Below are 9,750 nucleotides of genomic sequence, written 5' to 3' on the forward strand. Positions count from 1 at the left end.
AGAAGTCGGGGGCGCCGTGTGGCGCCCCCGGAGTGACCTAGATCAACGGAACGGCGGTGCGTACTGCAGGCCGCCCTGGGTCCACAGCGCGTTCAGGCCGCGGGCCAGGTTGATGGTCGTGCCTTCGCCGATGTTGCGCGAGAAGATCTCGCCGTAGTTGCCGACGGCAGCGATCGAGCGCTTGAAGGCGTCGTTGTCGAGCCCGAACTTGGCGCCCATGTCGCCCGAGGCACCCAGAAGACGCTTGACCTCTTCGTCGGTGGTCGAAGCCAGCACTTCCTCGACGTTCGCCGAGGTGACGCCCTTTTCTTCAGCGATCAGAAGCGCGTAGTAGGTCCAGCGCACCACGTCGCCCCAGTTGCTGTCGCCGTGACGCACGACCGGGCCGAGAGGCTCCTTCGAGATGATCTCGGGAAGGATGATGTGGTTTTCAGCGTCCGGCAGGGTCGCGCGGCTGGCGGCCAGGCCCGAAGCGTCGGTGGTGTAGGCGTCGCAGGCGCCGGCGACATACTGGCGCTGGGCTTCCGAGTCATCAGCCACGGTGACGGGCTGATAGGTGATGTTGTTCTGCTTGAAGAAGTCAGCCAGGTTCAGCTCGGTCGTGGTGCCGGTCTGGATGCAGACGGTCGCGCCGTCCAGTTCCTTGGCGGACGAGACGCCGAGGTCTTTCTTCACCATGAAGCCCTGGCCGTCGTAGTAGTTCACGGCCACGAAATCCAGCGCCAGTTCGCTGTCGCGCGACGAGGTCCAGGTCGAGTTGCGGACCAGGAGATCGACTTCGCCCGACTGCAGCGCGGTGAAGCGGGTTTCGCCAGTCGTGGGGACGAACTTCACCTTGTTCGGATCGCCCAGAACGGCCGCAGCCACGGCACGGCACAGGTCGACGTCGAAGCCGGCCCAGCTACCGCTGGCGTCCGGGGCTCCAAAGCCGGTGAGGCCGGTGTTCGACCCACACAGCAGCTCGCCCCGCGCCTTGATGTCGTCGAGGGTCGCCGCCCCAGCCAGACCCGCCACAAGCGTGGTGGCCGCGAGTGCGCCGAAGAATACGGATTTTTTCATTCTTACCTCTTCCTGAGTAAGTGGCCTTCCAGGGCCAGTTCTTTTTATGCGCGAACGGGTCGCGCTGTCGTCGATTGCAGGGGGTCTAGCCCCCCACTGCCATATAGTTTCGACTAAAGCGCTTTTGTAGGTCAAGCGGGCACTGTCGGATTCAGGAAAAATGCTTGTTTCCTACCGGTTGCGACAGGCGTTCCGCCTTCGCTATCCGGGTTGCACAGTTTTCGGGCAGAAGTGTTACCCACACAATGCGAAGAATCGGTCCGCCTGCAGCAGCGCCGCGCGCTTCAATGCTGCACTTTCCGCAGCCTCTTCATCCTCGCCCCAAAGCGAAATCTGCCAGTCCTCGTCGACCCGCGAAAGCGCCCAGGCCGCCTCCGCGGTAAGCCGACCCCGCGCCACGGCGAGGGCCAGCACCAGCGAGCCGGTGATCGCCACAAGGTCATGGAAAGCCGAAAGCTGGAATGCGCTCAACGCGTGGACATGGGCCCGCAGCGTTTCCAGGCTGGTCTCGGGTTGGGCGACATGCATCACGCCCGTCGTCCTTGTCAGATCGGCCCCCAGTTCGGCCCGCGCCCAATCGAGGATCGGGTCCCAGTGCCGGGCCTGAAGGGCCACAAGGTCGGCAGGCCCCTCGGCCCGGTAGCACAAAAGATCGCTGCCGCCATATTCCGCCAGCATGTCCGCCACGGCGGCGAACTGCGGCATCACCTTGTCGATGGCCGAGTTGGCCGTGCGGGTGAACGGCATCGTCTCGGGATTGACGGTCTTCTCCTGCGCCTGCCATTCCGCCGCCACCGCCTCGGCCAGCGCAAGCGTCGGGACGACCAGCGGTGCCTTCAGCGGCGTGCGGACCGGACGGGCATCAAGGTGGACCGTGAACCCACCCTCGACCGGCACGGCCGAAGCGGTGGTCCAGAAGCGTCGGGCAGTCCAGCTGCTCACCTTATCACCTCGAAGGGGTCCGCCGGAACGTCATCTTCCTTCCAGTCCAGAAGCTTCCATGTCCGGGCCATATGCTCGGGCAAGGGCGCGGTGAAGGTGATCTGCTTCTTGGTGATCGGGTGCTCGATGGTCAGGCTGCGCGCATGAAGGTGCAGCTTCCGTGACAGATCGCCGCCCGCGCCGGCACCCCAGCCATCGCCCAGATTGTCCGCTTCACCGCCACCATACTTGCCGTCGCCCAGAATCGGATGCCCGATCTCGGCCATATGCGCGCGCAGCTGGTGGGTGCGCCCCGTCACCGGCTCCAGCGCCATCCACGACAGGCGCGCGCCCAGGAACCACAGCGTGAAGTAATCGGTCTGCGCGCGCTTGGCGTCGGGATGGTCGGCCAGCTTGGCGGGATGGACGCACAGCATCTTCTCGCTGTCGCCGCCCCTGCCCCGCCCGCCCGGAGCTTTCTCCAGCGCGAACTTGATCGACCCCTGCCGGGGATGCGGCACGCCTGCCACGACGGCCCAGTAGATCTTGCGCGCCGCCCGGTGGCGCAACGTCTCCGACAAGGCCCGCGCGACCCGGTCGGTGCGCGCCAGCATCAGAAGACCCGACGTGTCCTTGTCCAGCCGGTGCACCAGCTTGGGCTTTTCCTTGTAGCCGAACTTCAGCGCCTCGGCCAAACCGTCGACGTGCCGGTCCCCCTGCCCCGACCCGCCCTGCGAGGGCAGGCCGGCCGGCTTGTTCAGGACGATCATATGCTCGTCCTTCCACAGGACCGCCGCCTGGATCATCTTGGCATCCGCCGCCGAGACGCCCTCGATGCGCGCTTCGGTCCTTGCCACCTGATCGGGCAAGGGCGGCACACGCACCATCTGCCCCGGCTTCACGTGATCCGAGGCCTTGACACGCCCGCTGTCGACCCGAACCTGGCCGGTGCGGCACAGCTTTTCGACGGCCACCTGGTTCAGTTGTGGAAAGCGGCGGCGCAGCCACTTGTCCAGGCGCTGTTCGCCCTCATCTTCAGTCACGGTCAGGTTCTGGACACTCATGTCAGGCTCCGGGCAATGGCCACGCCAAGCGCGACAGCGATCAGGGACAGGGCGACAGTGCCCAGGACGTAGGCAGCGGCCTGCAGGTGTTCGCCCGCCTCGACCAGCTTCAGGGTGTCCAGCGAGAAGGCCGAAAAGGTGGTGAACCCACCCAGGAGGCCGGTCATCAGCAGGACCTGCCAGCTTTCGCGGGCAAGCAGGACGAACAGGACGCCAATGGCAAAGCACCCCACGACGTTGACCACAACCGTACCCAAGGGCGCGCCGATGGCCAACACCATCAGATAGCGCAGAACGGAACCCGCAGCGCCGCCAAGCGCGATCAGAGGAATGGTCAGGGACATGGCCGTCCTTTGCGGCGGGATGGGCGGTTTGTCAATGCGGCCGCTGCGGCGCTTTCCCCACACGATTCGTGGGGCGTGGTTAACGGCAATCGGGGCATACGCGCGTATGCATGGGCTACATACCGGATTCATACGCCTTGTAGACGGTCGAAATGTTCGAAAAGCCCCCGGTTAATCGAGCGATTCAAGGGGGTTGGTCGCTCCGGCCACGGGGTGTTGCGCGCCGCATTCCCGGACGCCTGCAACCCTCGCTAACCGAAGATCAGCCGTCCTGCCGCTTTGCGCGAAGCTTGGCGAAGTATTCGACCCGTTTCTTCAACTCGCGCTCGAACCCGCGTTCGGGCGGCAAATACCAGACCGGCCGCTTCATGCCTTCGGGGAAGTAGTTCTGCCCTGAAAACCCATCCTCGGCATCATGGTCATAGGCATAGCCCGACCCATAGCCGATATCTTTCATCATCTTGGTTGGCGCATTCAGGATATGCTTCGGCGGCATCAGGCTCCCCGTCTCCCGCGCCGCCGCACGGGCCGCCTTGTAGGCCGTGTAGACCGCGTTCGACTTCGGCGCGAGCGCCAGGTAGACCACCGCCTGCGCCAACGCCAACTCCCCCTCGGGCGAGCCCAGTCGCTCGTAAGTCTGCCATCCGTCAAGACAAACCGCCTCGGCCTGCGGGTCGGCCAGCCCGATGTCCTCGACCGCCATCCGGGTGATCCGGCGGGCCAGGAAGCGCGGGTCCTCCCCGCCCTCCAGCATCCGGGCGAACCAGTAAAGGGCCGCGTCAGGGTCGCTTCCGCGTACCGATTTGTGCAGGGCGGAGATCAGGTTGTAATGCTCTTCCCCCGACTTGTCGTACTTCGCCGCGCGCCGCATCAGCCGCTGGGAAAGCTGGTCGCGGGTCAGGGACGCATCGACCTTCCACGCGGCCACCTGTTCGATCAGGTTCAACAGCGCCCGACCGTCGCCGTCCGCCATCTCCAGCATCGCCTCGCGCGCCTCGCCCTTCAGGGGCAGTGCCCGGCCCAGGTCCTGTTCCGCCCGCTGCGCCAAGCGTTCCAGGTCGGTCAGAGAAAGCCTCTCCAGGACTATGACTTGGCTTCGGCTCAGCAGCGCCGCGTTCAGTTCGAACGATGGATTTTCCGTCGTCGCCCCGACAAGAAGGATCGTCCCGTCTTCCATGTGCGGCAGGAAACCATCCTGCTGCGCCTTGTTGAAACGGTGGATCTCGTCGACGAAAAGCAGCGTCCCCTTGCCGTTCTGCCGCCGCAGCTTTGCCGCTTCGAACACTTTTCGCAGGTCCGGCACACCGGTGAAGATTGCAGATATCTGGATGAAATGCAGGTCCGTCTCATCGGCCAGCAACCGGGCGATGGTCGTTTTGCCAACGCCCGGTGGGCCCCAGAGGATAAGCGAGGACAAGGACCCCGCCGCCAGCATCGCGCCAAGGGGGCCGTCGCGCGACAGAACCTTCTCCTGGCCGATCACCTCGGCCAGGGACTTCGGTCGCAAGCGGTCGGCCAACGGGCGCGGGCCGCTGGCAGGCTGTGAGGGCATGTCGAAAAGATCGGCCATGGCGCCACCTTAGCGACGGTGTGCGGCGGACTAAAGCCGGAAGCGCAGCCGCAGTGGCTTGCCGCCACGGACGAGATCGATCAGCCAGTGACGCGAAACCTTGCGGACCGCGGCAAGGGCATCGGCTGGCGTCGCTATCCCCCGACCGTTGATCGCGACGAGAACATCGCCAGCCTTCAGACCGATGTCGAACGCGATGTCCGATGTTTCGAGCACCACCACACCCTGAGCCTCCAGCGGCAGATGCAACTCCGCGATCACGCCGGGGTTTATCCGCGACAGAACGGCCCCCCGCAGGACAACATCCCCGACAACCCGTGTCACCCCGCGGTCAGGCACTTCGGGTGCCGGACCCAGCTTGACCTCGGCCGCGGTCCTTGTCCCGTCCGCGACAAAGGTCACCTCTTGCGGCCCGTTGCCCAGCACCGACAGGCGGTACAGAAACTCCTGCGGCGAGTTGATCGGCGCGCCACCCAGGGAGAGGACAACATCGCCCTTCGACACCCCGGCGGCCCCGAAGGGGCTTTGCGGATGCATCTCGGTGATCATCACACCCAGCGGCCGGTCCATACCCATGGCCTCGGCCAGGGGACCATCGACCTCCTGACCTGACACCCCCGCCCAGGGCCGCGTGAACCGCGTCTCGCCGGTCCTGGCCTGGGCAATCACCGCCGCCACCAGATTGGAGGGCACCGCAAAGCCGATACCGTTGGACCCGCCGTCCTTGGTCAGGATTGCGGTGTTGATCCCGACCAGACGCCCCTGCATATCGACCAGCGCCCCGCCCGAGTTTCCGGGGTTGATCGGCGCATCCGTCTGGACGAAGTACCCGGTCCCGTCCCCCACCTGCAGAGCCGACCGCGCCAGGCCCGAAACGATGCCCGAGCTGACCGTCTGGCCGACGCCGAACGGATTGCCGATCGCCAGCACCAGGTCGCCCACCTGCAAGGCGTCGCTATTGCCCATCTGCAGGGCCGGCAATGGTTCGTCCGCGTCGACCTTGAGAATGGCAAGATCGCTTTGCGGATCGGCGAGGAGCACCCGCGCCGCGTATTCCCGACGATCTGCCAGGACAACCCGGATGTCCGTGGCATCGGCGATCACGTGATAGTTCGACACCACGAATCCATCGGCCCCGACAATCACCCCGGACCCCAGCGCGTTCTGCACCCGCGGCGGGCCGTTCAAGTCCTGGAAGAACTGGTCGAAGAAGGGGTCGCCCGCAAAGGGGTTCGACCTTTCCTGCACAAGTTGCCGGGCATAGATGTTAACAACCGCCGGCGCCGTCTTGCGCACCACCGGACCGAAGGAAAGCGCAACCTCCGCACTGGACTGCGGGACGGTCGCCTCTGCCGCAAGCGGTCGAGGCAGAAGCAGGAAAAGCAGCAGGACAAGACGCAGCATGATCAGGACCCGGGCGACTGAGTTCCTCCTCAATCTGGGCGCTGACCGCAGGACAGGCAACAGGACAGACCCGTTGCCTGTCCGCGGCGGTATCAATGCTTCGTGCCGGAAAAGTCCATTTCGACCACCTGGTTCTCGATTCCGTCGATCAAGAGGATCGGTCCCATGGCCCGCATCTTGACGCCCACCCGGTCGGCCCAGCGGGGCCAGGTCGCCGCAAGCAGCGTCAGGCAATGGGTGGCATCAAGGCTGCGCACCGTGTCGCCCAGTTGCGCGATCAGCTGTGCATGGACCCGCCGCCGGATCGCCGCCGGAGTGTCATGTGCCACGAAAAGGCGCGAGCTTTCCCAAAGATGCCCGGCCATCGGCGCGGGATCGTAAAGGAGGTTCGCTGGGATCGTTTCAAGAAGTCCCCGCTGCGCATCGCGGATCATGTAGCTGTAGATGCCACAGCCGTGCGTCGTCGGCGTCAAGCGGTTGCCCGCCAGCACCTTGCCCTCGTCGTCATGCACCACGACCCAGCGGCTGGCGGGGGTGTCGTACTGGTCGTACTCCATCCCCATCGCCTCGGGCAGGTTCCACTTGTTGTGGACGATGAACAGCTCGCGCCGAGCGCGCAGCATGTTCGCGAAAAGCTCGCCGTGGTTGTGCATGTTGGCAAAAGAAAGCGTCGTGGTCTGCATGGGGTCCTCCTGCAGGTTGGGTTAAGTCGTAACCTTGCAGGAGACGTCGTCAGATCAGACGGTTGTCCTTGGCGCGCTGGATGGCTTCGGCCGTCGTCCGCGCCATCAACCGATTGCGGGCGGTGGTGATCCGGGCCTTCAGCGCGCTTTCGGAGATACCAAGCTTTTCTGCCGCTTGAGCAAACCTGTCGCCCCCTGCAATGCATCTCAAGGCCTCGATCTGGGCCTCGGTCAGCGCTTCGGGGGGTTCGCTCAGATCGTGCAGGCGCAAAACCGTCCGCTCGATCTTCTCGATCTCCTCGTCCCGAAACTCCCGGTCGGACCGGGCGAAACTGGCAATTGTCCGCGATTTGATCGGACCGCAGGCGACCGTGGCTCCGTAGTTAAGCCCGTGTTGCGCCGCTTCCTTGAAAAGGCCGAAGGGGTCCATCAGGCCCGGATCGCTCCACCGGATCCAGCCCGTCCGGGAGAAACCCCAGGCGGTCATCGGATCGCGGAGGACATAGCCATTCTCGGTGTAATGGTCGATCCAGCGCTGATCATAGGTTTGGAAAGTAAAGAGGGGCGAGGTGAAGCGGATGTGGAGCCCGATAAAATACCCCACATTGGCCAACCTTGCCAGATTCTGAAGCTCGACGTCGATACGCGCACGGACACTCATTTCACTCATCATACCACTTTAGATCGCACAACCCTAGGCTGACGACCCCATCAATCCAAAATCATTTTGCCGTTTCCAGGCGGCGCAGTGACGGCGACAGCACCAAATCAATGGAGCTTTGTCGCCATGCTGATCGAAACACAGACCGAACGGCTGTCGCCCGTGTCCATGACCGGACCGGACGGAACGCAATCCAGGCCGACCCGGCGGGCCAGTCGCGGCGAGTTTTCCGGGATGATGCCCAGCAGGGTGGTTGCACCCAGGTCCCGCGCGGAAACCACCATCTCGTGGATAAGTTGCATCTGCACCCGCAGGCGCTCTGCCGCCGGGACATCGTTGGAAACGAAAACGCGGCTGGATTCCCAGATGTTCGGGTCAATCGGAGCCTCGAAGTTCAGCAGATCGCGGGGGATGGTTTCCAGAAGACCACGCTGCGCGTCGCGAATCATGTAGGTGTAGATCCCACACCGGTGCGTGGTGGGCGTCAGCCGGACCCCGGCCATGACCTCGCCACCCTGGTGGACGCAGACCCAGCGGCTTGCGGGCGTGTCATACTGGTCGAACTCCATGCCGTTGGCTTCCGGCAGGTCCCACTTGGCGTTCTGGATGAAGGTCCGGTGCCGGGCCCGGAACATGTTCGCGAAAAGCTCGCCGTGGTTGTGGAGGTTGTCGTACGACAACGTCGTGGCTTCCATTGTTCATTCTCCTTCTTCTGGTCTTTCAAAACCTTGGAAGGGACAGTCTGAATCAAAGCAGCCGATATTCCCGGGCCTTGCGGATCGCTTCCGACGCGGTTCGCGCTTCCAGCCGGATGCGTGCCGACTGGACGCGCGCCTTGAAGGCGCTTTCCGTGATGCCAAGTTTTTCCGCCGCCGCAGCATGCCTGTCCCCGTTGGCAAGACATTGCAACGCTTCGATCTGCGCTTTCGTCAGTTCGGAGGGTGGCTTTGCCTCTATGTGCAGCTGGATAGTCACTTCCTTGAGGTGCCCCATTTCCTCATCCGTGAATTCCCGGTCGGATCTGCTGATCCCGACGATCGAACGCGAGGTGATGGGCCCGTAAGAAGAAACAGCGCCATACTTCAGGCCGTGGCCGGCGGCCTTCTTCATGACGCCAAACGGATCAGGCAGCGGGATCGCGCTCCACCGCGTGGTGCCTTCGACCCCGACGCCCCAGAAGACGAGTGGATCGCGCAGGTAATAGGAATGGCTGTTGTAATGCTCTACCCAGGCAGCGGGATACGAGCTTTTGTAGATCAACGGCGTGGCGAAACGGATGTGCAGCCCGGCCGTGTAACCCATCGGGGCCATCCGATCGAGTTGCTCAAGCAACACCGTTATTGCCTTCCGTTCGGACATTCCCGATCACTTCCCCACTCACACCTTGATTCTACCGACAATTGATCTTGGACCGAACATTTACCTTTTCAAGGTAGCTAATCCATGGCGGAAAGAAGTTAACAATTCAACCTTTTCAATGAAAAAGGCCCGCCGTGTGGCGGGCCTGCGTGATTCTGTCCTGGATGTGGTCAGGCCTCTGCAGCTTCCATCCGGTTGCGGTCCGAGGCGCCCTTGGCCGAGGTGTCGCGGTCCACGAACTCGATGATTGCCATCGGAGCCATGTCACCGAACCGGAAGCCGGCCTTCATGATCCGGACGTAGCCGCCCTGGCGGTCCTTGTAGCGCGGCCCCAGGATCGCGAACAGACGCTCGGTGTGCATGTCCTGCTTCAGGGCCGAATGGGCCTGACGGCGGGCATGCAGGTCGCCGCGCTTGGCCAGCGTGATCAGCTTTTCGATGATCGGGCGCAGTTCCTTGGCCTTGGGCAGGGTCGTCTTGATCTGCTCGTGCTCGATCAGCGAGCCGCACATGTTGGCGAACATCGCCTTACGGTGTTCATGGGTCCGGTTCAGCTTCCGGTAGCCGCTAGAGTGACGCATTGAAATCTCCTATCCGCGTGTTTTGCTTTGTCCGGCAGGGCCTACGTTTGGTCCCGCTCACCTTGGGCTTGCGCCAGTCATTCCCCGCCTAGCGCGGGCATTTG

The 9,750-nt window shown here is 63.6% G+C and carries 11 protein-coding genes; all 11 read right to left on the minus strand.

The window, feature by feature from the left end; translation table 11 throughout:
- Nucleotides 1-42 precede the first annotated feature (42 nt).
- A complete protein-coding gene (locus Q0C42_RS14035; RefSeq protein ID WP_295077010.1) occupies nucleotides 43-1,059 on the minus strand; it encodes an amino acid ABC transporter substrate-binding protein in 1,017 nt (338 codons plus the stop codon).
- Nucleotides 1,060-1,293: 234 nt separating this feature from the next.
- The gene (locus Q0C42_RS14040) at nucleotides 1,294-2,001 is read right to left on the minus strand and encodes an ATP12 family chaperone protein (protein ID WP_295077013.1); all 708 of its coding nucleotides are present in this window, start codon (nucleotides 1,999-2,001) and stop codon (nucleotides 1,294-1,296) included.
- Nucleotides 1,998-3,044 (minus strand): RluA family pseudouridine synthase, encoded by a 1,047-nt coding sequence (locus tag Q0C42_RS14045; RefSeq protein WP_295077016.1) that lies wholly within the window; start codon nucleotides 3,042-3,044, stop codon nucleotides 1,998-2,000. Before Q0C42_RS14045 ends, Q0C42_RS14040 begins: the two co-directional genes overlap by 4 nt.
- Nucleotides 3,041-3,388: a fluoride efflux transporter CrcB gene (gene crcB, locus Q0C42_RS14050; RefSeq protein WP_295077018.1), complete on the minus strand. Its 348-nt coding sequence runs from the start codon at nucleotides 3,386-3,388 to the stop codon at nucleotides 3,041-3,043. The genes Q0C42_RS14045 and crcB overlap by 4 nt, the downstream gene beginning before the upstream one ends.
- Nucleotides 3,389-3,650: 262 nt before the next feature.
- On the minus strand, nucleotides 3,651-4,958 hold the full coding sequence (locus Q0C42_RS14055) for a replication-associated recombination protein A (protein WP_295077020.1): 1,308 nt from the start codon (nucleotides 4,956-4,958) through the stop codon (nucleotides 3,651-3,653).
- Between the two features lie 30 nt (nucleotides 4,959-4,988).
- Entirely contained in the window at nucleotides 4,989-6,362 is a 1,374-nt protein-coding gene (locus tag Q0C42_RS14060; RefSeq protein ID WP_295077023.1) for a trypsin-like peptidase domain-containing protein, read from the minus strand.
- A gap of 92 nt (nucleotides 6,363-6,454) precedes the next feature.
- Nucleotides 6,455-7,045 carry an acyl-homoserine-lactone synthase gene (locus Q0C42_RS14065; protein WP_295077025.1) on the minus strand — a complete coding sequence of 197 codons (591 nt, stop codon included), beginning with the start codon at nucleotides 7,043-7,045 and terminating at the stop codon, nucleotides 6,455-6,457.
- Nucleotides 7,046-7,094: 49 nt separating this feature from the next.
- Nucleotides 7,095-7,706: an autoinducer binding domain-containing protein gene (locus tag Q0C42_RS14070; protein ID WP_295077028.1), complete on the minus strand. Its 612-nt coding sequence runs from the start codon at nucleotides 7,704-7,706 to the stop codon at nucleotides 7,095-7,097.
- Between the two features lie 107 nt (nucleotides 7,707-7,813).
- Nucleotides 7,814-8,401 carry an acyl-homoserine-lactone synthase gene (locus Q0C42_RS14075; protein WP_295077031.1) on the minus strand — a complete coding sequence of 196 codons (588 nt, stop codon included), beginning with the start codon at nucleotides 8,399-8,401 and terminating at the stop codon, nucleotides 7,814-7,816.
- Nucleotides 8,402-8,453: 52 nt separating this feature from the next.
- On the minus strand, nucleotides 8,454-9,065 hold the full coding sequence (locus Q0C42_RS14080; RefSeq protein ID WP_295077034.1) for an autoinducer binding domain-containing protein: 612 nt from the start codon (nucleotides 9,063-9,065) through the stop codon (nucleotides 8,454-8,456).
- 170 nt (nucleotides 9,066-9,235) lie between these two features.
- Nucleotides 9,236-9,646, minus strand: coding sequence for a 50S ribosomal protein L17 (gene rplQ / locus Q0C42_RS14085; protein ID WP_295077036.1), 411 nt, complete (start codon nucleotides 9,644-9,646; stop codon nucleotides 9,236-9,238).
- Nucleotides 9,647-9,750: the final 104 nt, after the last annotated feature.

Source organism: Tabrizicola sp., assembly GCF_022842145.1.
Lineage (GTDB): Bacteria > Pseudomonadota > Alphaproteobacteria > Rhodobacterales > Rhodobacteraceae > Tabrizicola.

What these genes read in the sequence shown, in the direction of transcription:
- Q0C42_RS14035 (WP_295077010.1), bottom strand. Translation starts at nt 1,059, where the DNA reads ATGAAAAAATCCGTATTCTTCGGCGCACTCGCGGCCACCACGCTTGTG.
- Q0C42_RS14045 (WP_295077016.1), bottom strand. Translation starts at nt 3,044, where the DNA reads ATGAGTGTCCAGAACCTGACCGTGACTGAAGATGAGGGCGAACAGCGC.
- crcB (WP_295077018.1), bottom strand. Translation starts at nt 3,388, where the DNA reads ATGTCCCTGACCATTCCTCTGATCGCGCTTGGCGGCGCTGCGGGTTCC.
- Q0C42_RS14055 (WP_295077020.1), bottom strand. Translation starts at nt 4,958, where the DNA reads ATGGCCGATCTTTTCGACATGCCCTCACAGCCTGCCAGCGGCCCGCGC.
- Q0C42_RS14060 (WP_295077023.1), bottom strand. Translation starts at nt 6,362, where the DNA reads ATGCTGCGTCTTGTCCTGCTGCTTTTCCTGCTTCTGCCTCGACCGCTT.
- Q0C42_RS14065 (WP_295077025.1), bottom strand. Translation starts at nt 7,045, where the DNA reads ATGCAGACCACGACGCTTTCTTTTGCCAACATGCACAACCACGGCGAG.
- Q0C42_RS14070 (WP_295077028.1), bottom strand. Translation starts at nt 7,706, where the DNA reads ATGAGTGTCCGTGCGCGTATCGACGTCGAGCTTCAGAATCTGGCAAGG.
- Q0C42_RS14075 (WP_295077031.1), bottom strand. Translation starts at nt 8,401, where the DNA reads ATGGAAGCCACGACGTTGTCGTACGACAACCTCCACAACCACGGCGAG.
- Q0C42_RS14080 (WP_295077034.1), bottom strand. Translation starts at nt 9,065, where the DNA reads ATGTCCGAACGGAAGGCAATAACGGTGTTGCTTGAGCAACTCGATCGG.
- rplQ (WP_295077036.1), bottom strand. Translation starts at nt 9,646, where the DNA reads ATGCGTCACTCTAGCGGCTACCGGAAGCTGAACCGGACCCATGAACAC.